This window comes from Vibrio sp. TMPB1044 (assembly GCF_030442075.1).
Lineage (GTDB): Bacteria > Pseudomonadota > Gammaproteobacteria > Enterobacterales > Vibrionaceae > Vibrio > Vibrio satsumensis.
Genome location: NZ_JAUJED010000078.1, coordinates 204,541 through 229,833, shown reverse-complemented (window position 1 = coordinate 229,833; position 25,293 = coordinate 204,541). Strand labels below are relative to the sequence as shown.

Below are 25,293 nucleotides of genomic sequence, written 5' to 3'. Positions count from 1 at the left end.
TCACCGAGCAAATATAAGTAGCTAATTGCATATTCTAATAACAAAATGCTATATCGATTGTGCGGCGAGCGTACAAATTCTGTGCTTTAATTGAACGATAACGTTCGAAAAACAATAATAATGACATCAGGAGTGGGAAGTGAAGAGATTACTTATTCTTATAGCCTTGGCTATGCCTGTTGTTTGTTCAGCGAACAGTTTACCTCTTCTAAATAGTTTGCCTCTGCTTCCCGGTCAAATCGATCGCTCTTCTCATAAATTTTTTATCTCCACCCAAAACGCATCGAATGAAAGCTTCGATACTTGGAAAATAGACAGTGGCTATTCATATAGTTTGTTTTCGGATGTGGATCTTTATGTCGGTACACGTATCAATAGTGCTGCACTGAAACAGGAAAGCGGATTCTTGAGTGGTGTCAGTTATCAGTTATCAGAAAGAGTCTCTTTCAACAGTTCTCTACACACCTATAAAGATGAAACCGAAGACAATGAGAAATCGGTGGCCGCAGAAGTTTCTAGCCGAGTACAGCTGACCGACAATTTAGATTTGCATGCCACTCTTGATTATGAAGAGTGGCAGCAAGGTGTTGAAGTGGGATTAGGATTTCGCTTCTAATCCAATTAACTTGATATCGATGAATATGTTACGTATTCAAGCCTCTTTTACTAGTTACGTACCAGTTATGATTCAAGCAATAGCTCAGATGAAATTAACACACCATTCCAATCGGCATAAATGTAATCCCCAGGCTGAATCAGTTGATTGTGTATAGATAGCGTGACATTCACTTGGCCTACGCCGCGCTTCTCCGTCTTGAATGGCGATGCACCCAATGCCTGAACACCAAGATCCATTTGCGACATCATGCCAACATCACGCACAGCACCGTTTACAATCACGCCTTCCCAGCCATTTTCTATTGCGAGAATCGCGAGTTGATCACCAAGCAGCGCCTTTTGGCATGAACCATTCCCGTCAACAACAAGCACTTTGCCACAGCCGTCTGTCTCTAAAACCTCGCGAACCTTGGAATTATCGTGATAACAACGAACTGTTACAATTTTTCCAAAGAACGCACCACGTTGACCGAAGTTCTGTAATGGCATATTCAGTAGGGTGACTTTGCTTTCAAACTCATCACACAAGTCAGGTGTTATATCGTGCATATATCCTCCGTGAGTAAGGCGCTACCTGTTAAGTCAGGTGAGCCTCTATGCTTTTATATGTTATTAAAATTAATCCTTTGTTTTCATTGTTCTATGCTCAATTTATTACTCAATAAAAGTTGATTGAGCATATTTATCTACTAGACTCTTAGGAAAGCTTTCAGCTTCCTTGGTTAATAATCCGGTCTTTAGCAACCGAGATGTCCGAAGCATCTCGAATAATCATTCTTGTTTTGGTACTAAATAGTCACCATAACATTGGTTAAGTTGTAGCCATACTATTAAAGTTTGTTGCGATACGGCAATTGATGTAAATCAACAAACTGAATGGAATTAACATTCTCGCGTTGTTAGCATGCTGTTAACATTATAGAATCCTCTTCAATCACTAAAAGAATGATTGAAAGGCGTACTGGATCTACGTTATTGGGCAATACTTCAAGGAAGGCAGATAGCTGGAAGTAAGTGTTTTTTTGAAAACTTTAAGTTATCATCAAAAATACATTACCTGTATGTTATGTTTTTGCCTAGAATTTATTCTATTAGCACAGTTTCGTCACAAATTTAGGTACCGCCAAATGCAAACCCCGCAGATTCTTATCGTTGAAGATGAGCAAGTAACTCGTAACACTCTAAAGAGTATTTTTGAAGCAGAGGGATATGCTGTTTTTGAGGCTAGCGACGGTGAAGAGATGCACCAAGTGCTATCTGACAACCAAGTTAACCTTGTAATTATGGACATCAACCTTCCAGGTAAGAATGGTCTACTACTTGCGCGTGAACTACGTGAGCAAGCAAACGTAGCACTTATGTTCTTAACTGGTCGTGATAATGAAGTTGATAAGATCCTTGGCCTAGAGATCGGCGCTGATGACTACATCACTAAGCCTTTCAACCCTCGTGAACTGACTATCCGCGCACGCAACCTTCTGAACCGTTCAATGAGCACAAGCTCTGTTCAAGAAGAAAAGCGCAGCGTTGAGAAGTACGAGTTCAACGGTTGGGTACTAGATATCAACAGCCGTTCTCTGGTTAGCCCAGATGGCGAAGGCTACAAGCTACCTCGTTCAGAGTTCCGTGCTCTACTTCACTTCTGTGAGAACCCAGGTAAGATCCAAACACGTGCAGACCTTCTTAAGAAGATGACTGGCCGTGAGCTTAAGCCACACGATCGTACTGTAGACGTAACAATCCGTCGTATTCGTAAGCACTTTGAATCTGTTTCTGGTACGCCAGAAATCATTGCAACGATTCACGGTGAAGGCTACCGCTTCTGTGGTGACCTAGAAGACTAATTCGATTGGCGTTTCTGATCGTTTAACACTCGGTGTTTTTAACAGTAGAAGCGCTATCAATAGTTATTAAAAAGGGAGAATGCCAACGCATTCTCCCTTTTTTATTCTTCTTAATTGATAAGGCTTTAGTAAACCGTATCAACCTTAACGTCTTTCTCCACCAGCCACTTCACAGTTTCACCGTCTCTCAGCTCAACCGCAACATCAACAGGCTTTTCGCTATCGATCTCTAACTGCCATACAAACGCCACTTCCCACTGAGTCTCGCTATGTGTTCTTAGATCAAGGTCGTCAGCCGTTACTAGCAAGGTATCTGCACCTTGCTTAACGGTCACGCTCTCCACCGCAAGTGTTGCTGGTAGCTGTGAGTCTGACTCTAGGTAGATAGAACCGTGTAGTGTCTTATCTTGAGCTTCTCCAATCGTTGGCATCTTGTTGTGCCAAAGGTTGCTTTTCATTGTGACTGTTGCTGCAGATACTTCTACTTGATTATCTTGCTGCCATTCTACTTGCGGCGCAGAACAACCCGCTAATGCCACTACGCATGCGGCGAATGCTAATTTTTTCATTATTCTTCTACCTTTGATTTAACCAACTCTTTAAGACTTCAATGTCATTCTGGTATTCGTTATTTATTTCATCAACCCAATCTGAAATGTTCTCCCACCACGCAGGCATATCTGGAGATTGAGCTTTCTGAGCCACTTGCTGGATACGTTTCAAACCAATGGACCCTGCTGCACCTTTAATCTTATGTGCCTCGGAAACGATACTGGCTTTGTCTTTCGCGACCATGTTGGAGTTCAATATTTCCATATACTCCGGCATCATATCTTCAAACATCACGATGCTATCCAAAACCGGTTTCGGTCCAACAATATCAACATAAGACTCTAGCATATCAATATCAAGCAAAGTGGTATCAATAGCTGAAAGAACAGGCTTACTTGCATCGACTTTCTCAATAATCTCAACCTTATCCGTGCTATCTACTTTCTCAATAACCTCTGGTGCATCTTCGATAAGTTCACTGATGACATCTTGGATAGCTCGAACCGACAATGGTTTACTGATCGCCTCGTCCATGCCTTTCTGGAAGTACTCTTGTTTGTTATTTAACACGTTGGCAGTTAACGCAACCAAAGGTGGTAACTGGCTGTACTTCTCGCGGTAGTACTGAGCGATGTCGAAGCCAGTCATGTCTGGCAGTTGGATGTCCAACAGTACCAAGTCATAGTCTTCAGGGTTGAAGGCAATTTGCGCCTCTTTACCCGTCATCACCACCGTCACTTCGTGACCCAGGCTTTCGAGTAGAGAGCGAGCCACCGTGATGTTCAGTTCAATATCTTCGACCATGAAGATCTTAAGGTTCGACTGCTTTCTTGGTGTTTTAATCAATGCTTGAGTATCGTGATTAACAGGAACTCGAATCGAAACCGTAAAGGTACTACCAAAGCCCTCTTCACTGGTCACTTCAATGTGCCCATCCATCATATTGATCAGCTGTTGTGAGACAGCAAGGCCAATACCTGTGCCCACCGCATGCAGATTATCCGTTCCGGATTTGACCTGATAATACATCGCGAAGATCTTCTCGATTTCACTTTCAGGGATACCAATCCCGGTGTCTTCTACTTCCATCGTGATGTTGGCAAAGTCGCCATCAATGTCGGCGCTGACTGTCATCACCACGCCACCATCTTTGGTGAACTTCATCGCGTTACTTACAAGGTTCCACAACACCTGTCTTAGGCGAGTGCCATCCACTTCAACGGCAGCAGGAAGATCAGACAACCTTTCTAGATCGAACCTCAACCCTTTTTGTTCAGCCATCAATGCAGAGATACTTTCGATCTCAACAACGAAATCTTCAAAGTTGATTGGGGTTGGGAATAGCTCAAGCTTACGACGGTCGAACTTATCCATATCGATAATATCGTTAAAGATATTACCCAGTGTCACTGCGCTTACCTTGATGGTTTGCATCTGCTTGCGCTGCTCAGTGGTCAGTTGGCTATCGAGCAGCATGCGGCTCAAACCAATGATGCCGTTAAGCGGTGTTCTTAGCTCATGGCTAATGGTTGATATAAAGGTGGTCTTATCACGACTGGCTTTCTCTAGCGACTCTTGATGCTCTTTACGCTCGGTAATATCACGACCAAAACCCACTAAGCCTAAGTGGCGACCATCTTTACTGTAGAAAGGTACTTTACGCAGTTCGAAGTAGCTCTTACGTCCGTCAGGATATTCAAGCCACTGGTCATAAGTTAGCGCTTGGTTATCGGCAAACACCTTCTTATCGGTTTCCACAACTTGTTGAGCGACCTCTTTACTGTAGACATCCCAAGGCGTCAAACCGACTAGCTCTTTTTCTGTCTTGCCGGTGAGCTCTTCAACCGCACGGTTACAACCAGAGAAAACACCTTCTTCATTACGGTAGTAAATAAGGTCAGGAGAAGCATCGATAAACGAGCGCAATAGTGCCGTTCGCTCTGCCAGTTCAAGCTGAGTTCGCTCACGTTGGAACACCTCGTTCTCAAGGTCGTGCATCGCTTCTGCACGTGCTTCCTCCGCTTTTTCACGCTCTTCAATTTCTTGATTAAGCTTCTCAATATTGAGCTGCAATTTATTGTTGAGCTCTTGGTCTCGCTCTCGCATGTCGCCAAGTTTAGAGACCAGTTTCGCTAGACGCTGACGAGACTCTTCCAACTGGTCAACGACCACCGATAAGAAATAAACCGCCCAAGGCGTGATCACTAAGCCGAAGAAAACTGAACGGACAATGTCGATATCATCAACATTACCTTTAAGTGCGAGGGTAATGCCGACTTGCACAACAACAGCGAGGGCAACAAGCGCTAAGGCGAGTAAGATAGAAAAGCGGACAATCCCCAGCTTTACGAGTAGATCCACGTAATACTGGGCAAGATTTTTCATGGGTTTCATTTAGCGCTCCATGCGATAAGACTAGCAACATTCTACCCTGTTTGAAGATAGGAGGTAAGCTAGCTACATCACACGCAGAAAGAGATCAGCGGCAATATCGCAGGTTAATCCAATTAATATAAATACCGAACAACCAAAACAGACAAAGGTGGACAAATCACCAATTTTATAGAGTTAGCGAATTGAGGATGGATGCACCATAGAACGGTTTCGACCGTCAGATTTTGCTTGATACAGCGCACTGTCAGCCAAGGCAACAGCCGATTCCATTTCATCATCAGGTGTAGGAATGTAAGAGATAATACCAATGCTCACCGTGATGAATTCAGAGACTGTCGACTTCTCATGCGCAAGTTCCAATTTTAGGACTTCGTCATGAATACGCTGCGCCACCAGCTGAGCACCGTCGGTCGTTGTATTTGGTAGAATAAAGCCGAACTCTTCGCCACCATAACGAGCCACACAATCAGATGAACGATTCAACACCTGCTTAAATGCCTGCGAAACCTGAATCAAAGCATCATCACCTTGTTGGTGTCCGTAAAAATCGTTGTAGCCTTTAAAGAAGTCGATATCACACAACATGATGGTCAGTGGTAACTTCTCACGCACATGATAATGCCACAGTGTAGAGAGCTGTTCGTCGAAACGGCGTCGGTTGGAAACCTGGGTCAAACTATCCATAAAGCTGAGACGTTCAAGCTCAAGGTTGGCCTCTTCAAGCTTCTGCTCAGCGAGATAACGCTCGGTGATATCACGCGCCATGATCAAAACACCATTAGTACTTGATACTGGATCTCTAAACGGTGATTTCACGACATCGTACCAAGTGTATTCTCCATCACTGGAGACGACCTTATCGATATAGCGTAACGATTTACCATGATGAAGCACTTGATGATCAGTGTCTGAGATACGCATATACATACTATTCGGCACGACATCTTGCAGGCGCTTACCCACTAGGTCACTGACCGCAGAGATACCAAGCGCCGCCACAAACGGTTTATTACACGCTTGATAAACCATGTTTTCGTTGAAGATACCAATCGAGTCTGGGCTCGCTTCCAAGATGTTTTGCAATATGGTGTCACGTTGCGCAAGTGCCACTTCGGTATCTTTACGCTTCTCCATTTCGCCACGCAATTTCTGCTGCATGTCATGCCAATCGGTCACATCATGACTAATAGAGAGCGTGCCGATGGTTTCTCCATCTTGCGAGAGCAATACACTTTGATAAGTTTCGAGCAAACACCCTTTGCCGTCCTGATCGGTTGTCCACGAACGCTCACTAACACGGCCTTTTAATGCACCACCAGAAACACTCAAGGTGCCCTCTTCCGGGCGACCGTGCCAAAATTTTTTAAACGAGCGATTACTCGCGACCAACTCACCCTTTTTATCTTTCACGTAGATCAGCTCAGACAAAGAATCCAACGCGGTACGAGCAACATTCAGTTCTCGAACTTCTTGGGACAGTTCTTCGTTAGTGTTTTTATAAGGTGAGGCGTGAATCATCCAAGCCTGCTTATTTCTAAAATGGATCTTACGACCGACCAAGTTGATCTTGAACGACTCAAATTCAGAAAGCGCCCACAGGGAGACCTGCTCGAAGGCTCGAGAGTTAATGTGATTGGTTAAGTACTGACGAAAGCTGTTCTCACTTTCCACAGTAGGAAAGCGAAAATTAACACCGATTTGGCGGATACCAAGCAACTGCATGGCTTGGCGATTGGCATAGAGTATTTCGCCACTTCGAACATCAACAAAATAGAGTGGCGACGGGGTAGCAAGTAGAAGCGTTTCGATATGCGACTGATAACGAGAATAGAGATGCCAGCAGATGAGAGCAATCAGCAATACAACAACGATATAAATACCGTAGCCATACGCCCTGTCCCACAACCAAGTCATTACCAGTTCCATTTACTCTCAATCTATACCATAAAATCTGTGAGGGAAATGTTACCACTATTTGTTGGTTTTATCTGCTGTTACCTACAGTCACCCATTTCTATTAATTGGCTGCGTTTAAAACAGGCAACGTGTACTCGAATGCAGAACCAGTTTTGATGCCTTGAGCACCGGTTTTATCGAGCGAACGGCCTATTTCAGTCATCGCTAACCATCGGTTCTCACACCATAAAGGAGAAAGTAACGTTGGGCGTCTCGCCGCTGAAGAAACACGGTGATAAACCACGTCCGCAGGCGTGCGTTGAATGATATCAGTCGCGATATCGATGTACTCTTCAAGGCTTGGGGCTTCTAGCTTTCCTGCCTTCCACGCCTTAGCCATGGTACTGCCCTCTACTATATGAAGGCCGTGCAGCTTAATACCATCGGTGCCAACGGCTAATACCTTGTCTAAGGTTTCAAGGTTATCCGCTTTGGTTTCTTTTGGTAGGCCAACAATCAGATGAGTACACACCTTGATACCTAAAGCGCGTGCGCGTTGGGTGATCGTTTCATACACTGCAAAATCGTGGCCGCGGTTAATTCGCTTGAGGGTTTTATCATTGGCGGTTTGCAGGCCAAGCTCGAGCCAAATCTCATAGCCTTGTTTAACGTAGTCCGCTAACAGATCCAACACCGCATCAGGCACACAGTCTGGTCGCGTGCCAACACAAAGACCAACGATCTCTGCACCGGGTGCTTTTAGCGCCTCTTCATACATATTCTTGAGCACTTGCACCTCAGCATAAGTGCTGGTGTACGCCTGAAAGTAAGCCAAATACTTCTTGGCACGAGCAATCTCACCCGCACGATCTTTTAGCTGGTCAGCAATACTTTGAATTTGAGTTTGTTCATCAGCAAAGGAAGCCACGTTACAAAACGTGCAACCTCCACGGCCAATTGTCCCGTCTCGGTTTGGGCAGCTGAAACCACCGTGAAGCGTCAGCTTGTGGACTTTCTCGCCATAACGGCGTTGAAGATCTTGGCCGATAGTATTAACTAACTCATGTAATTGCATATTTTCAAAGCACTCAAGTAAATAAGAATGAATATCAGTCTTTTTTTGAAAAAAAATTACATCCCTGCAAAATTCGACCAATTAGTTTACTCAAGGCTTTTTGCGAGCAACCTAACAAATATCAATAAACATGCAAAAAATCTGCTCCATTTGCCTAATGTTGCACATTTGTTAGACATTAAATTCAAAATAAAACGAAAAAAATGGTCTACATGGTTCAACTTTCATTGCAATTCGCCTAAACAAAATTGTAGGATACTTACACATATTGGCTATTTTTGAGTATTTACTTACAACTAAAACTTGCTAATAAGTCGGTGATATCCATATCCCACCTATATAAACCACTAGTTTGTGGTTAAAAATAAACGGATATCACTAAGGATTGTTTTTCTCGCAATACTTTTCCTGCGAGATACGGAAAGGATTCAAACCGCCAGCATAGGCAGGTTTAGACCCATAAATATAAAAGGACAAGGCTGACTTTATACAAAGAAGTTGCGCCTAGATTTAACTGGAAGGATGTATCTATGGTAGATCAAGAGCAGAACTCACAGGGTCTGTACACTCCTGAATTGGAGCATGACGCTTGTGGTATCGGTTTTGTTGCGCATCTAAAGAATCGCAAATCTCATGATGTAGTAACTCAAGCACTCGATATGCTTGCACGTATGGAACACCGTGGCGGCCAAGGCTGCGATCCGTGTTCTGGTGATGGTGCAGGTATCCTGCTACAGAAGCCGCACGAATTCTTACTAGAAGAAGCCGTAAAGCTTGGAATTAAGCTGCCATCTTTTGAAAAATATGGTGTTGGTGTTGTACTTTTCCCTAAAGATGAACACAAACGTGCACAGTGTCGTGACATTCTAGAACGCAATGCACAACGCCTTGAGTTAGAAGTTATCGGTTACCGTGAACTTCCAACTGACAATTCAATGATTGGTGCTGACCCACTAAGCACTGAACCTCAATTTGAACACGTATTTATTTCTGGCGGCCCTGGTATCACACCAGAAGAGCTTGAGCGTAAACTGTATGTTCTACGTAACTACACAGTTCGTGTATGCCTAGAAAGCGTTTCAAATATCGGTGATGACTTCTACATCAACTCTATGTCTTACAAGACATTGGTGTACAAAGGCCAGCTAACAACTGAACAAGTTCCTCAGTACTTCCTAGACCTGCAAAACCCAACAATGGTGACAGCTCTAGCACTGGTACACTCTCGCTTCTCTACCAATACATTCCCACGTTGGCGTCTAGCTCAGCCTTTCCGTTACATCGCGCATAATGGCGAAATCAATACGGTTCGCGGCAACCTGAACTGGATGAAAGCACGTGAAGCGATCCTTGAATCGGATCTGTTTACACAAGCTGAAATCGACATGCTACTGCCTATCTGTCAGGAAGGTAGTTCGGATTCATCAAACTTCGATATGGCGCTTGAGCTACTTGTTCTTTCAGGTCGTACTCTGCCACACGCGTTGATGATGATGATCCCGGAAGCATGGCAAGAAAACAAAAACATGGATCCAACTCGTCGCGCGTTCTACCAGTACCACGCGAACGTTATGGAACCATGGGATGGCCCAGCATCTGTATGTTTCACCGATGGTGTTCAAGTAGGTGCAACACTTGACCGTAACGGTCTGCGTCCTTCTCGCTACACAGTGACAAAAGACGACTTCCTAGTAATGGCGTCTGAGTCTGGTGTTGTTGAGATCGCACCTGAAAACGTTGAGTACCGTGGTCGTCTTCAGCCAGGTCGTATTTTTGTTGCTGACCTTGAGCAAGGCCGCATCATTTCTGATGAAGAAGTGAAAGACAGCATTGCTAAAGCACAACCTTACGAAAAGTGGGTTGAAGAGAACCTTCTGAGCCTGAAAAAGCTACCAGATGCGAGCAACGAATTTAGCCAACCTTCTCCAGAGAAACTTCTCCACAAACAGCAATCGTTTGGCGTGAGCTCTGAAGAAGTAAACGAAATTATTCTACCTCTTGCGAAAACAGGCTACGAGCCACTTTCTGCAATGGGGGCTGACTGGCCGCTAGCGATTCTTTCTCACCAATCGCAGCACCTTTCAAACTACTTCAAACAGTTGTTTGCACAAGTAACTAACCCGCCGATCGACCCGATTCGTGAGCGTATGGTTATGTCTCTGAACACTTACCTAGGTAAGGATCAGAACTTACTTGCTGAAACACCTGAGCACTGTCAAAAAGTAGAACTTGAATCTCCAGTCCTGTCTAACTCTGAGTTAGAAAAACTGCGTGCAATCGATAACGAGCACCTTCAAGCGAAGACGCTGGATATCGTATTCCAAGCAAATGGCGACCAAGGTAAGTTAGAGCGCGCACTTAAGCGTATCTGCCAATATGCAGAAGACGCCGTGATTGATGGCTACTCTATCATCCTACTGACTGACCGTGCGGTTAACTCTAACCACGCCGCTATTCCAGCAATGCTGGCGGTTGGCGCGGTTCACCACCACCTAATCCGTAAAGGCCTACGTGCTAAGTGTGACATCGTTGTTGAAACAGGTGATGCTCGTGAAACACACCACTTTGCAACGCTTATCGGTTACGGTGCAAACGCAGTTAACCCATACTTAGTTATTGAAACGATTGTTGAACTGCAACGTACGAAGAAGCTAGATCCAAACGTACACCCACGTGAGTTATTCGATAACTACCGTAAAGGTGTTAACGGCGGTCTACTTAAGATCTTCTCTAAGATGGGGATCTCTACGCTGCAGTCTTACCACGGTGCACAAATCTTTGAAGCACTTGGTGTTAGCAAATCAGTGGTTGAAAAATACTTCACAGGTACGGTTTCTCGTATCCAAGGTCTAACGATCGACGATATCGCGCGAGAAGTACTGGTTCGTCACCGTGTTGGTTACCCAGCTCGTGAAATCCCAGCTCAGATCCTTGATGTTGGTGGTGTTTACCAGTGGAAACAACGTGGTGAGAAACACTTATTCAACCCAGAAACGATTTCTCTACTTCAAGAGTCGACGCGTAACAAAGATTACGGTCAGTTCAAGAAGTACGCAAAAGCAGTCGATGATCAAGGCGACAACGCAGCAACGCTACGTAGCCAACTTGATTTCATCAAGAACCCTGCAGGCTCTATTCCTCTAGCAGAAGTAGAACCAATCGAGAACATCCTTAAGCGTTTCGCTACAGGCGCAATGAGCTTTGGTTCAATCTCGCATGAGGCTCACTCAACACTGGCTGTTGCAATGAACCGCATTGGCGCGAAATCAAACTCAGGTGAAGGTGGTGAAGATCCAGCACGTTTCGAACGTAAAGAAAACGGTGACTGGGAACGTTCAGCTATCAAACAGGTCGCTTCTGGTCGCTTTGGTGTAACGTCTTACTACCTATCTAACGCTGATGAGCTGCAAATCAAGATGGCTCAAGGTGCGAAACCTGGTGAGGGTGGTCAATTACCTGGTGATAAGGTTGATGACTGGATCGGTGCAACGCGTCACTCGACTCCGGGCGTAGGTCTTATCTCGCCACCGCCACACCACGATATCTACTCAATCGAAGATTTGGCTCAGCTGATCTACGATCTGAAAAACGCGAACCGTAACGGCCGTGTCAACGTGAAGCTAGTATCGGAAGCTGGCGTAGGTACGATTGCATCGGGTGTAGCAAAAGCGAAAGCTGACGTAGTACTTATCGCAGGTTTTGATGGTGGTACTGGTGCATCTCCGATGTCTTCTATCCGTCACACTGGTTTGCCTTGGGAGCTTGGTCTAGCGGAAACGCACCAAACACTACTGAAAAATGGCCTACGTAACCGTATCGTTGTTCAGTCTGATGGTCAGATGAAAACACCACGTGACCTTGCAGTAGCAACACTACTTGGTGCGGAAGAATGGGGCGTAGCAACAGCAGCATTGGTTGTTGAAGGCTGTATCATGATGCGTAAGTGTCACAAGAATACATGTCCTGTTGGTATCGCAACACAGAATAAGACTCTACGTGAGCGTTTCGACGGCCGCGTAGAAGACGTAGTGACTTTCTTCCAATACATGGCTGAAGGCCTACGTGAAGTAATGGCTGAACTTGGCTTCCGCTCTATCGATGAGATGGTGGGTCAATCGCACAAACTTAAAGTTCGTGACGACATCGGCCACTGGAAGTACAAGAACCTAGATCTAACACCTGTACTGCACATTGAGCAGGCTCGTGAAGAAGATGGTATCTACAACCAGACACAACAAAACCACAACCTTGAAGATGTTCTAGACCGTAAGTTGATTCAAGCTGCGATTCCTGCACTTGAGAAAGGTGAAGCCGTGAATGCGACCTTCCCTATCATCAACACGGACCGCTCTGCGGGTACCATGCTGTCGAACGAAATCTCGAAGGTTTACAAAGACCAAGGTTTACCACAACCAATGAACGTTAAGTTCCACGGTAGTGCTGGCCAATCTTTCGGTGCATTCCTTGCGAAAGGCGTTAAGTTCGAAGTAGAAGGCGACGCGAACGATTACTGGGGTAAAGGTCTGTCTGGCGGTACTTTGGTACTGTACCCAGATGCGAAATCTTCTATCGTTGCTGAAGATAACATCGTGGTTGGTAACGTATGTTTCTACGGTGCGACCTCAGGTGAATCTTTCATTCGCGGTATGGCTGGCGAACGTTTCTGTGTTCGTAACTCAGGCGCGAAGGTTGTTGTTGAAGGCGTTGGTGACCACGGTTGTGAATACATGACTGGCGGTGTTGCTATTATCCTTGGCTCAACGGGTCGTAACTTTGCTGCGGGTATGAGTGGTGGTGTCGCTTATGTTTGGGATAAAGCGGGCGACTTCGAAACCAAGCTTAACTCTGAACTTGTAGACCTAGATCCAATTGAACAAGAAGATAAAGATCTTCTACTAGATATGCTAACCAAGCACGTTGAATTCACAGGAAGTGAAGTTGCTCAGTCTTTCCTCGACAACTTTGAAGCAAGTGTTGCATCACTAATTAAAGTCATGCCACGCGACTACAAAGCAGTTCTTGAGAAGCGTAAAGCTGAAGCACAACAAGCACAAACGGAAGAAGTGGAGGCAGTATAATGGGTAAGCCTACTGGATTTTTAGAACACGGTCGTGAGCTTCCAAAGAAGCTCGACCCGTCAGTTCGTATCGAAGACAACAAAGAGTTCGTACTTAACGAAGAGTTTGGTGACAAGATCAATACTCAAGCATCTCGTTGTATGGACTGTGGCGTACCTTTCTGTCACAGCGGTTGTCCGATTGGTAACATAATCCCAGAATTCAATGACGCGGTTTACCGTGACAGCTGGGAAGAGGCTTGGAACATCCTAAGCTCAACCAATAACTTCCCTGAATTTACAGGTCGTGTGTGTCCTTCTCCTTGTGAGAGTGCTTGTGTACTAGGTATCAACCAAGACCCAATCACTATCTGTAATATCGAGAAAACAATTGTAGAAACTGCGTACCGTGAAGGGTACGCAAAACCTAAAACACCTCGTTCTCGCACGGGTAAAACAGTAGCTGTTATCGGTTCAGGTCCTGCTGGCCTGGCCGCTGCTGAGCAACTAAACAGTGCAGGTCACTCAGTGACTGTATTTGAACGTGACGAGAAAGTTGGCGGCCTACTGCGTTTCGGTATCCCAGATTTCAAACTGGGTATGGACGTGATTGATCGTAAGATCAACCTAATGGCTGAAGCGGGCGTTGAATTTAAAGTGAACCAGCACATCGGTGTTGATGTTAATGCTCAGCAACTACGTCAAGAGTTTGATGTAGTCTTGCTAACAGGTGGTTCTACGGTTCCGCGTGACCTACCAATTCCAGGTCGTGAGCTAAAAGGCGTTCATTTTGCGATGGAATTCCTTGGTCAAAACAACCGTCGTGCCAACGACCTAGACCTGAAAACAGAAGAGATTTACGCTCAAGATAAACACATTGTGGTTATCGGTGGTGGTGATACGGGTTCTGACTGTGTGGGTACATCAAACCGTCATAAAGCAGCAAGCATTACTCAGGTAGAGATCATGCCGATCCCACCAGAGAAACGCCCTGCAAATATGCCTTGGCCTCAATACCCAATGATCATGAAAACAACGACTTCTCACGAAGAAGGTTGTGAACGCCACTGGAACATCTTAACCAAAGAGTTCATCGGTAACGAGCAAGGTCAAGTGACGGGTCTACGTATTGCTGACATCGTTTGGCAAGATGCGAAACCAGGTGAGCGCCCAAGCTTTGAAGAAGTGGCGAACACAGAACGTGTTATCCCTTGTGATATGGCATTCCTAGCGATGGGTTTCTTACACCCAGAGCCAACAGGTGTGCTAGCTCAACTAGACATTAAACTGGACGAGCGCGGTAACGTCGCTTCTGAAGGTTACGCAACTAACCAGAAAGGCGTTTTCGCTGCTGGTGATATGCGTACAGGTCAGTCTCTAGTAGTACGTTGTATTAATGAAGGTCGTGAATGTGCAATTGCTATTGATGACTTCTTAATGGGTAACTCAAACTTAGAAGCGAAAGCTGATTCACTCATGCTTTCCGCATAATATTTCTCGGGCTAGCGTCGATGACGTTAGCCTAGAGGAAAAGCAACACCCTTCCTAACTTTTATATTTGGCTAGCACTCGATGCTAGCCTTTTTTCTATCTGGCCTTCGGCGTTTTCAAAAACACCCTGTTGTATATGTTAAATATCATTAACATTCATCTTGCATATCTCATTGATATCCATCGACTATTTTAGATTATTAAGTGGCTAATCGCGTTTATGCATGATAATTAACCATGAACTTGACCTTAAACACAATTAGCTATACGTTGTAAAGCTGATGAAAATAAAATCAATCGGTTTTGTTAACACAACCAATAACGTTTTAACTGGCTAAAGCAGACTATCAGTTTATAAAAAACAACAAGTACATGAATAGTTAGTCATTTACTGTCTGGATGACAGAGAAGCAAAAGGGAGAATTGCAATGGCTCTATATGATCCTAGTCTTGAAAAAGACAACTGTGGATTTGGTTTAATAGCGCAAATGGAAGGCCAACCTAGTCATAAGTTGGTAAGAACTGCTATTTCAGCCCTAGATCGCATGACACACCGTGGTGGTATCGCTGCGGATGGTAAAACCGGAGATGGCTGTGGGTTATTACTGCAGAAGCCAGACTCTTACCTCAGAATTATCGCAGAAGAGAATAACTTCAACCTCGGCAAGCAATACGCTGTCGGCATGATTTTCTTCAGCCAAGACCCAATCAAAACGCAATCCGCGCAAGACATCGTCAATAAAGAGCTCGCTCAAGAGACACTCACCGTCGCAGGTTGGCGTGTCGTGCCGACTAACACCGACGTGTTAGGTCCAATCGCAAAAGACTCAGTGCCCAACATTCAACAAGTCTTTATCTCAGCACCTGCAGGTTGGCGTGAACGCGACATCGAACGACGCCTATACATTGCTCGTCGCAGAATTGAAAAGCAGATCACCGAAGACAAAGATTTCTATATCTGTAGCCTTTCAACACAGGTGATGGTCTATAAAGGTCTGTGTATGCCTGCCGATCTTCCGCGATTTTACCTCGATCTTGCAGACTTACGTATGGAATCGGCGATATGTCTGTTCCACCAGCGTTTCTCAACCAACACACAACCACGCTGGCCACTGGCTCAACCATTCCGCTATTTGGCGCACAATGGTGAGATCAATACCATAGAAGGTAACCGACAGTGGGCTAAGGCTCGTGCCTATAAATTCTCTTCACCGCTGCTTCCCGATTTGCAAACCGCTGCACCTTTTGTGAATGAGACAGGCTCAGATTCTTCAAGCCTAGATAACATGCTCGACCTGTTCCTTGCCGGAGGTATGGATGTGTTCCGAGCGATGCGTATGCTTGTTCCGCCCGCATGGCAAAATCACCCAGACATGGACCCAGATCTGCGTGCCTTTTACGACTTCAACTCCAAGCACATGGAACCGTGGGATGGCCCTGCTGGCATCGTACTTTCAGATGGTCGTTACGCCGCATGTAACCTTGATAGAAATGGCCTGCGTCCTGCGCGTTATGTGATTACCAAAGATAATCTAATCACACTGGCATCTGAGGTCGGTATCTGGAACTACGCACCGGATGAAGTTGCAGAAAAAGGCCGTGTTGGTCCAGGTGAACTACTGGTAATAGATACTCGCCGCGGCAAGCTGTGGCAATCTAATGAGATCGACAATGACCTCAAAGGTCGCCACCCATATAAAGAGTGGATGGAAAAGAACGTTCACAAGTTAACGCCATTTTCTGCGCTGCAAGATGACCAAGTCGGTAAGCGTAGCTTTGACGATGACACGCTAAAGACCTACCAAAAACAGTTTGCGATGAGCAACGAGGAATCAGACCAAGTACTGCGTGTACTTGGTGACATGGGTCAAGAAGCGGTAGGTTCAATGGGCGATGATACGCCGATGGCTGTGCTCTCTTCAAAAGAGCGTCTGATTACTGATTACTTCCGCCAGAAGTTTGCACAGGTCACCAACCCACCAATTGATCCACTGCGTGAAAAACACGTGATGTCTTTGGCGACCAGTATTGGTAAAGAGATGAATGTGTTCTGTGAGACAGACGGTCACGCCTATCGTGTCACGTTTGATTCACCAGTACTGCTTTACTCAGACATACAGCAGCTTCTGCAGTTAAGTCAAAAACATTACCGTCATGTTATTCTCAGCATGCACTATGACCCTAACCATCAAGACCTTGAACAAGCAATCAAAGCAGTATGTGATAGCGCCGAACAAGAAGTCCGTGAAGGTGCCGTTTTAGTTGTGCTGTCGGATAAAGGGTTAGAGAAAGGCAAACTACCAATCCCTGCAGCCATGTTGGTTGGTGCGGTGCAAACAAGACTTGCTGATACCAATCTGCGTTGCGATGCCAACATCGTGGTTGAGACAGCAACTGCTCGAGACCCACACCAATTCGCAGTGCTACTTGGCTTCGGTGCGACCGCGGTTTACCCATACCTGGCTTATGAAGCATTAGGTAAAATGTTAGATGATGGCTCTTTAGATAAAGACTATCGCACCGCGATGCAGAACTACCAAAACGGCATCAACAAAGGTCTGTATAAGATCATGTCGAAGATGGGTATTTCTACGATTGCTTCATATCGTTGTTCGCAACTTTTCGAAGCCGTTGGCCTACATTCCGACGTTGTTGAACTCTGTTTCCGCGGAGTTACCACACGAATCCAAGGTGCTAGCTTTAGCGATTTCCAACAAGATATCTATAACTTATCGCGTAAAGCGTGGACCAAGCGTAAACCGATCGAGCACGGTGGTTTACTGAAATACGTCCATGGCGGTGAATACCACGCCTATAACCCAGATGTGGTCGGCACTCTGCAAACCGCAGTGAAAACTGGCGAAACGTCGGATTACCTATCTTTTGCTAAGCAGGTAAATGCTCGCCCTGCCGCGATGCTGCGTGACTTAATGAGCCTTAAAAAAGCCGATAAGCCACTAACACTTGAGCAAGTAGAGCCGAGCAGTGACCTCTTTAAGCGCTTTGACTCAGCAGCGATGTCGATTGGTGCTCTGAGCCCAGAAGCTCATGAAGCGCTGGCCATGGCGATGAATCGCTTAGGTGGTTACTCAAACTCTGGTGAAGGCGGTGAAGATCCACGACGCTTTGGTACCGACCGTAACTCACGCATCAAACAGATTGCGTCAGGCCGTTTTGGTGTAACGCCACATTACTTAACCAATGCGGATGTTCTACAAATCAAAGTTGCACAAGGGGCGAAACCCGGCGAAGGTGGTCAGCTACCGGGTCATAAAGTCACGGCAGAAATCGCCAAACTGAGATACTCAGTTCAAGGTGTCACTCTGATTTCCCCTCCTCCACACCACGATATTTACTCTATCGAGGATCTAGCGCAGCTGATTTTCGACCTTAAGCAAGTTAACCCTAATGCCTTGGTTTCAGTGAAGTTAGTATCCGAACCGGGTGTTGGTACTATCGCGACAGGTGTAGCAAAAGCCTATGCCGATCTAATCACTATTTCTGGCTACGATGGCGGTACCGCAGCGAGCCCACTGACCTCAGTAAAATACGCAGGCTGTCCTTGGGAACTAGGGCTAGCAGAAACCCAGCAAGCATTGGTTGCTAACGGGCTTCGTCATAAGATCCGTCTGCAAGTCGATGGTGGTCTGAAAACCGGTCTTGATGTGATTAAAGGTGCGATTTTAGGCGCTGAAAGCTTTGGTTTTGGTACCGCACCAATGGTCGCAATGGGTTGTAAGTTCTTACGAATTTGTCATCTCAACAACTGTGCAACAGGTGTCGCGACTCAAGATGAAACATTGCGCCGCGAATACTTCAAAGGCCTGCCAGATATGGTGGTGAACTACTTTACGGGCCTAGCCGATGAAGTTCGCCAATACCTTGCAGAGCTTGGTGTAGAAAAACTCACCGACTTGATTGGCCGTACTGATTTACTTGAAGCCGTTCAAGGTCTCACAGCGAAACAGAGCAAACTCGATCTATCTTCAATACTCGAAGCTCCAGTCTCTCCGGAAGGTCACCCGCTGTTTTGGACCGAGCCAAACGCACCATTTGATAAGGCTCAGCTCAACCAGCAGATCCTTGATGATGCACTCAATGCGATTGAGAAACGTCAATCCACCAGCCTTTACTACAACGTGATTAATACAGACCGTTCGATAGGCGCACGTATCTCTGGCGAAATTGCTAAGCGATATGGCAACCAAGGCATGGCTGGTTCACCAATCAAATTGTATCTCGATGGTACTGCAGGCCAATCTTTTGCGGTTTGGAACGCAGGCGGCGTTGAGCTGTACCTAACAGGCGATGCCAATGACTATGTTGGTAAAGGCATGGCTGGTGGTAAGGTGGTTATCAAGCCTCACCAAGGCACCGCATTTACTTGTAACGAAGCAACCATCATAGGCAACACTTGCCTGTATGGCGCAACCGGAGGCAAGCTATTTGCCGCAGGTACTGCTGGTGAACGATTTGGCGTACGTAACTCTGGTACCGTCGCTGTGATTGAAGGCGCAGGTGATAACGCTTGTGAGTATATGACAGGCGGTATTGTGGCCATCCTTGGCGCAACTGGAGTGAACTTCGGCGCAGGTATGACGGGTGGCTTCGCTTATGTGATGGATAAGAACGAAGACTTCCAAGGCCGAGTGAACAACGAGTCGGTCGAGGCACTTTCTCTGTCTGACTTATTTATCCACCAAGAACATCTGCGTGGCTTAATTGCAGAGCACTTAGAAGAGACGGGCTCAGTACACGCTGAAGCTATTCTGGCGAACTTTGATGAATGGATTCCGAAGTTCTACCTTGTGAAGCCAAAAACGGCAGACCTGAACACCTTGCTCGGCCACCAAAGCCGCAGCTCAGCTGAACTTCGTGTTCAAGCGCAATAATTGGAAGGAGCCAATAATGAGCCAGAATGTATACCAATTTATTGATGTGAATCGCGTAGACCCAGCGAAAAAACCAATCAAGATACGTAAGATTGAGTTTGTAGAGATCTACGAACCTTTCACTAAACAGCAAGCGAAAGCGCAAGCAGACCGTTGTTTAGACTGTGGTAACCCATACTGTGAATGGAAATGTCCAGTTCATAACTACATCCCTCAGTGGCTTAAGCTTGCCAATGAAGGGCGCATTATCGAAGCCGCTGAATTGTCTCACCAAACCAACAGCCTGCCTGAGGTTTGCGGACGAGTGTGTCCTCAGGACCGTCTATGTGAGGGCTCTTGTACCCTCAATGACGATTTCGGTGCGGTCACCATCGGTAATATTGAAAAGTACATTACCGACAAAGCCTTTGAAATGGGTTGGAAGCCAGACATGTCTCACGTTGAGTGGACTGATAAAAAGGTCGCTATCATCGGTGCAGGGCCAGCAGGTCTGGCGGCGGCTGATATCCTAGTTCGTAATGGCGTGAAAGCTGTTGTGTTTGATCGTTATCCAGAGATCGGTGGCCTACTGACGTTTGGTATCCCATCGTTCAAGCTTGAGAAAGGCATCATGGAAAATCGTCGCCGCATCTTTAGCGAGATGGGCGTTGAGTTTCAAATGAATACCGAAGTTGGCAAAGATGTTCAACTTCAACAACTTGTCGATGATTACGACGCTGTCTTCTTAGGTGTCGGCACCTACAAAAACATGCGTGCGGGCTTAGACAACGAAGATGCACCGGGCGTTTATGATGCCCTGCCTTTCCTAATCTCTAACACCTACAAGGTAATGGATTTAGAAAACCCAACTCCGTTCATCGACATGCAAGGCAAGAAGGTAGTCGTGCTTGGTGGTGGTGATACCGCGATGGACTGTGTACGAACCTCGATTCGCCAACATGCAGCCAATGTTGTGTGTGCTTACCGCCGAGATGAAGCCAACATGCCAGGCTCTCGCCGTGAGGTAAAAAATGCACGTGAAGAGGGTGTGAAGTTCAAGTTCAACCTCCAACCTATCGGCTTAGAGCTTAACAGCGCTGGCCATGTGGTTGGTGTAAAATTCGTGAAAACCGCTTTGGGTGAGCCTGATGAAGCAGGCCGTCGTCGTCCAGAACCTGTCGAAGGCAGTGAGCATGTTCTTGAGGCCGATGCCGTGATCATGGCATTTGGTTTCCAACCTCACGCGATGGAGTGGCTAGAACCTTTCGGTGTGGAATTGGATCAATGGGGACGAATCAAGGCTCCCGGACAACAAGAGTTTCAATACCAAACCACCAATAGCAAGATCTTTGCAGGTGGCGATGCGGTTCGAGGATCTGACTTGGTAGTGACCGCTATCGATGAAGGCCGCAAAGCCGCTGAAGGGATATTAGATTACCTAGAAGTGTGATTGGGTTTCCTTTATTACTCAGTTCGTTACTATAAAAAAGGATCCAATTATGGATCCTTTTTTGAATTAGATTCGTTTATCACAAGCACAACGAAAATACGTAAAACAATTACAAATAAGCCAATACCGATAACTACAATTAGAATTAAAAACAAGCCATAGGAAACACTATGAAAAAAGCCGCTCTCCTCTCGCTATCACTTTTAACGTTAACCGCTTGCAGCCAAGGAATCACGGACATGAAAGACAGAACTTCATCACCTTGTGGAGACAAACCAAACTGCGTATCAACTCAAGATGACCGTGAGCAGCATGCATTGGCCGCGTTTGAGTTATCAGATTCAGCAAACCTAGATGCGATTGAGCAGGTTGCACTCACCTTACCGGGGTCAAAAACCGCGAGCAAAACAGAAGATTACCTGCGTGTTGAATGTACCTCTCGCATCATGCGTTTTGTCGATGACTTAGAACTTAAAATCACCGATGGCAAACTGATCGTACGTTCTGAGTCTCGTACTGGTCATTCTGATTTTGGTGTGAACCGAAAACGTGCTGAACAACTTCGCGCAAGCCTAAAAAGCGAAGGCCTAATCAAATAGATAAAAGAATACGTAGATAAATCGCTGCTATTCGGATGAGAAGTGCCTCAGGGCTGTCGCTCGACACTTCTCTTCCATGCTACAATTTCGCTCTACTGTTTAAATATTTTTATTAAGAGACTACACATGAAAATCGGCATCATTGGCGCAATGGAGCAAGAAGTTGCGATCCTAAAAGCAGCAATTTCAGACATTACTGAAGTTAATAAAGGCGGTTGTACCTTTTTCTCTGGTCAGCTAAATGGTGTTGACGTTGTTTTGCTTCAATCAGGCATTGGTAAAGTAGCAGCAGCAGTTGGTACTTCAATCCTTCTAAGCGAATACCAACCAGATGTCGTTCTAAACACTGGCTCTGCTGGCGGTTTTGATTCAACACTGAACCTTGGCGATGTTGTTATCTCAACTGAAGTTCGTCACCACGATGCAGACGTTACGGCTTTCGGTTACGAAATTGGTCAAATGGCAGGTCAACCTGCAGCATTCAAAGCTGACGACAAGCTGATGCAAGTTGCTGAACAAGCGCTATCTCAAATGGAAGATAAGCACGCTGTTCGTGGCCTTATCTGTACTGGCGACGCATTTGTATGCACAGCTGAACGCCAAGAGTTCATCCGTAAGCATTTCCCATCAGTGGTTGCTGTAGAGATGGAAGCTTCTGCGATTGCTCAAGCTTGTCACCAATTCCAAGTTCCATTCGTGGTTGTACGTGCAATCTCTGACGTTGCAGACAAAGAATCACCAATGAGCTTCGAAGAGTTCCTGCCGCTAGCAGCACAAAGCTCTTCTGAAATGGTTATCAAAATGGTTGCCCTACTAAAGTAAGCGACTAGACATGCAAACACTGTTTGATCAGGTATTTGCAAATGGCGTGCTCCTTGTAATGTGGGGAGCACTGCTTTTTCATTTAATTTTACCTATTCCTCATGCCGCACACCCGACGACCTTATGGCATAAGTTTGCTGAGCTTTTAGCAAGCAAGGTTAATAACAACCAGAACTATTCCCAAAGCTTAATCTCGGGCACGTTAGCCTGGGGATTAATGGTGCTACCGACTCTGATTATTCTGTTGGCCTTGCAACCTTTGGTTTGGCAATCTCAACTGTTTGAGTTAGCACTGTTATTACTCGCGATTGATTGGCGTAATAATGAAAAGCTGGCTAATCAGTTGATCAAGGCACTTGGTCGAGAAGATAAAGTCGCCGCTCGTCAGTTACTGGCTCCAATTGTCAATCGTCAGACCGAATCACTTTCATCACTTGGTCTAGGCAAAGCCGCCACAGAAACCATCATCATGGGTTACGCTCGTAACGTGGTTTGCGTCCTGTTTTGGTACGCCATCGGTGGTGGAATCGCCGCGTTAATGTATCGCCTTGTAGTCGAGTTAGCCCGAGCATGGTCACCAAGTCGCAAGCAATTTTCTCCATTTGGCTCAACGGCAATCAAGATCGTCGCTATCCTAGAATTTATACCCATGCGCTTGTTTGCCTTGATGATCGTCTGTGGTGATAAAGCGTCTCACACATTTAAGATGATGCTCGTTCAGAGTCGCTCTTGGCCTCTACCCGGTCCGGCATGGTTAATTACAGCCGTTGGCAATAAGCTTGAGCTATCACTGGGTGGCCCTGCCATTTATGACAACACCAAAGCCATTCGTGCAAAATTAGGCGGAAGAATAGCCCCATCAGCTCTGCATTTATCTCAGGTTCAGAAGCTGCTGTTTAGTCGTATTACTATCTGGATATTTTTACAAAGCCTAATCTTACTATTTGTTCACCAAGGGGTTTAGAGTGAAACCTTCAACACTTGTTACAAGCCTTACTATTTTGTCTTCCACCTTATGGCTGCCTTTATCATTTGCGGAAGAAACATCGCTGACTCCAGAAATACAGCCTGCTCAACGCGTAGTAAGCCTTGCTCCTCACGCCACTGAACTCGCGTACAGCGCTGGTTTAGGCGATAGCCTTGTTGCGGTAAGTGAACGTAGTGATTACCCACCACAAGCAGACCAGCTTGAAAAAGTGGCAAACTATCAAGGCATCAAGGTTGAAAAGATCATCGCACTGCAGCCAGATCTGATTCTTGCATGGCCTGCCGGCAACCCGCCTAGAGAACTCGCGAAGCTAGAGCAGTTTGGTTTTAATATTTACTACTCAAAAACCAAAAGCCTAGACAGCATCGCGACCAATATTGAACAACTCAGCCAGTACGCAAATGACCCAAGTGTCGGTGAAAATAATGCCAAGCAATACAAAGAACAACTCAACGCGTTAAGACTAAAATATAAAGGCGCCGAACCTGTAAACTACTTCTACCAACTCAGTGAGAAGCCGATCATCACTGTTGCTCAAGGGCACTGGCCAAGTGAGGTGTTTGAGTTTTGTGGTGGCCACAATATTTTTAAAGACAGTGCTTCCCCCTATCCGCAAGTTGGCATCGAACAAGTTGTACTTAAGAAACCTGAAGTGATCTTCACGTCTCAGCACGCGATTGAGAATGGAACCATGTGGCAAACATGGGAAGATGAGATCCCAGCAGTTGTTCAAAATCAGATTTGGTCACTCAATTCTGACTGGATTAATCGCCCGACAACGAGAACTTTGAAAGCGATCCAACAAGTGTGCGATTTCTTCGATAGAGCTAGGCAAAATCACTAACTATTTGCTGCGTTTTTTCGTACAATTCGCCACCGACCTGTCCCTATAATTTTAACTATAAGAGCACCAGTATCATGGACTCCATGCTGCTTTATATTATCGATTTATTTGGCACTGCCATCTTTGCTATTTCAGGCGTTTTTGTCGCTGGCCGTCTTAAGATGGACCCCTTTGGCGTAGCCGTTCTAGGCAGTGTAACCGCAATTGGCGGCGGTACTATTCGTGACATGGCATTGGGTGCAACTCCAGTGTTTTGGATCACTGACACCACCTACCTTTGGGTAATCATCATTACCTGCTTGCTGACCATGATCATCGTAAGGCGTCCCAAACGTCTGGCGTGGTGGATACTGCCAGTATGTGATGCAATCGGCCTAGCGGTGTTTGTTGGCATTGGTGTAGAAAAAGCGCTTATCTATCAAGATTCAGCACTAGTGGCCATCATCATGGGTGTCATCACCGGCTGTGGTGGCGGTATTATTCGTGACGTACTTGCCCGTGAAGTACCGATGATCCTACGAAGCGAAGTCTACGCGACCGCTTGTATCATCGGCGGTGCATTCCACACTATGGCTATTCGCATGGGGCACGATTCAGAGACGGCATTTTTAGCCGGTGTATTCTCAACGCTGCTGATCAGGCTTGGGGCTATTCGTTGGCACTTATCACTGCCGACCTTCGCCATCAAATAGACCATTACCAAATATTAAGAAAGGCTCCTCAAAGGAGCCTTTCTTAATTTGAGCTCCCCCCAACACAATTATTATGCTCTCGCGTTACACGTGCGAGCATA

The 25,293-nt window shown here is 45.8% G+C and carries 16 protein-coding genes and 1 pseudogene; 12 read left to right on the top strand and 5 right to left on the bottom strand.

Annotated features, from left to right (window positions below):
* The first annotated feature begins 139 nt into the window (after positions 1-139).
* Positions 140-616, top strand: a complete 477-nt coding sequence (locus QQ041_RS23290) for a ribonuclease regulator (protein WP_285955156.1) — start codon at positions 140-142, stop codon at positions 614-616.
* Between the two features lie 65 nt (positions 617-681).
* Here the strand turns inward: QQ041_RS23290 and QQ041_RS23285 are convergent, their stop codons facing one another.
* Positions 682-1,167 (bottom strand): putative 4-hydroxy-4-methyl-2-oxoglutarate aldolase, encoded by a 486-nt coding sequence (locus QQ041_RS23285; protein WP_060983054.1) that lies wholly within the window; start codon positions 1,165-1,167, stop codon positions 682-684.
* 47 nt (positions 1,168-1,214) lie between these two features.
* Here QQ041_RS23285 and QQ041_RS23280 point away from each other — a divergent pair.
* Both QQ041_RS23280 and arcA read left to right on the top strand, forming a co-directional pair.
* Positions 1,215-1,316 (top strand): annotated as a pseudogene (locus tag QQ041_RS23280) (ribonuclease activity regulator protein RraA); the annotation flags it as partial.
* A 429-nt stretch (positions 1,317-1,745) separates the two neighbouring features.
* The gene (gene arcA, locus QQ041_RS23275; protein WP_004741534.1) at positions 1,746-2,462 is read left to right on the top strand and encodes a two-component system response regulator ArcA; all 717 of its coding nucleotides are present in this window, start codon (positions 1,746-1,748) and stop codon (positions 2,460-2,462) included.
* Positions 2,463-2,587: 125 nt separating this feature from the next.
* On the opposite strand, the gene QQ041_RS23270 is transcribed toward arcA, so the two are convergent.
* From QQ041_RS23270 to QQ041_RS23255, 4 genes are all read right to left on the bottom strand, one after another.
* Positions 2,588-3,031, bottom strand: coding sequence for a hypothetical protein (locus QQ041_RS23270; protein ID WP_146490542.1), 444 nt, complete (start codon positions 3,029-3,031; stop codon positions 2,588-2,590).
* Positions 3,032-3,038: 7 nt separating this feature from the next.
* The gene (gene arcB / locus QQ041_RS23265) at positions 3,039-5,408 is read right to left on the bottom strand and encodes an aerobic respiration two-component sensor histidine kinase ArcB (protein WP_146490541.1); all 2,370 of its coding nucleotides are present in this window, start codon (positions 5,406-5,408) and stop codon (positions 3,039-3,041) included.
* A 174-nt stretch (positions 5,409-5,582) separates the two neighbouring features.
* Entirely contained in the window at positions 5,583-7,334 is a 1,752-nt protein-coding gene (locus QQ041_RS23260) for a diguanylate cyclase (RefSeq protein ID WP_285955155.1), read from the bottom strand.
* Positions 7,335-7,425: 91 nt separating this feature from the next.
* Positions 7,426-8,379, bottom strand: coding sequence for a TIGR01212 family radical SAM protein (locus QQ041_RS23255; RefSeq protein WP_285955154.1), 954 nt, complete (start codon positions 8,377-8,379; stop codon positions 7,426-7,428).
* A gap of 530 nt (positions 8,380-8,909) precedes the next feature.
* On the opposite strand from QQ041_RS23255, the gene gltB (QQ041_RS23250) reads away from it, so the two are divergent.
* The 9 genes from gltB (QQ041_RS23250) (at position 8,910) to QQ041_RS23210 (ending at position 25,192) form a co-directional block, all read left to right on the top strand.
* Positions 8,910-13,457, top strand: coding sequence for a glutamate synthase large subunit (gene gltB, locus QQ041_RS23250; RefSeq protein WP_123423002.1), 4,548 nt, complete (start codon positions 8,910-8,912; stop codon positions 13,455-13,457).
* Positions 13,457-14,926, top strand: coding sequence for a glutamate synthase subunit beta (locus QQ041_RS23245; protein ID WP_285955153.1), 1,470 nt, complete (start codon positions 13,457-13,459; stop codon positions 14,924-14,926). The genes gltB (QQ041_RS23250) and QQ041_RS23245 overlap by 1 nt, the downstream gene beginning before the upstream one ends.
* Before the next feature lie 428 nt (positions 14,927-15,354).
* On the top strand, positions 15,355-19,818 hold the full coding sequence (gltB, locus tag QQ041_RS23240) for a glutamate synthase large subunit (RefSeq protein ID WP_285955152.1): 4,464 nt from the start codon (positions 15,355-15,357) through the stop codon (positions 19,816-19,818).
* 16 nt (positions 19,819-19,834) lie between these two features.
* Complete coding sequence (locus tag QQ041_RS23235; protein ID WP_285955151.1) at positions 19,835-21,247, top strand: FAD-dependent oxidoreductase; 1,413 nt, start codon at positions 19,835-19,837, stop codon at positions 21,245-21,247.
* Positions 21,248-21,417: 170 nt separating this feature from the next.
* The gene (locus QQ041_RS23230; protein WP_017070085.1) at positions 21,418-21,846 is read left to right on the top strand and encodes a DUF1499 domain-containing protein; all 429 of its coding nucleotides are present in this window, start codon (positions 21,418-21,420) and stop codon (positions 21,844-21,846) included.
* Between the two features lie 126 nt (positions 21,847-21,972).
* Positions 21,973-22,668 carry a 5'-methylthioadenosine/S-adenosylhomocysteine nucleosidase gene (gene mtnN, locus QQ041_RS23225; protein WP_017630246.1) on the top strand — a complete coding sequence of 232 codons (696 nt, stop codon included), beginning with the start codon at positions 21,973-21,975 and terminating at the stop codon, positions 22,666-22,668.
* 10 nt (positions 22,669-22,678) lie between these two features.
* Entirely contained in the window at positions 22,679-23,632 is a 954-nt protein-coding gene (locus QQ041_RS23220) for a cobalamin biosynthesis family protein (RefSeq protein WP_285955150.1), read from the top strand.
* A gap of 1 nt (position 23,633) precedes the next feature.
* Positions 23,634-24,500, top strand: a complete 867-nt coding sequence (btuF, locus tag QQ041_RS23215; RefSeq protein WP_285955149.1) for a vitamin B12 ABC transporter substrate-binding protein BtuF — start codon at positions 23,634-23,636, stop codon at positions 24,498-24,500.
* Positions 24,501-24,574: 74 nt separating this feature from the next.
* Positions 24,575-25,192, top strand: coding sequence for a TRIC cation channel family protein (locus QQ041_RS23210; protein ID WP_146490532.1), 618 nt, complete (start codon positions 24,575-24,577; stop codon positions 25,190-25,192).
* Positions 25,193-25,293: the final 101 nt, after the last annotated feature.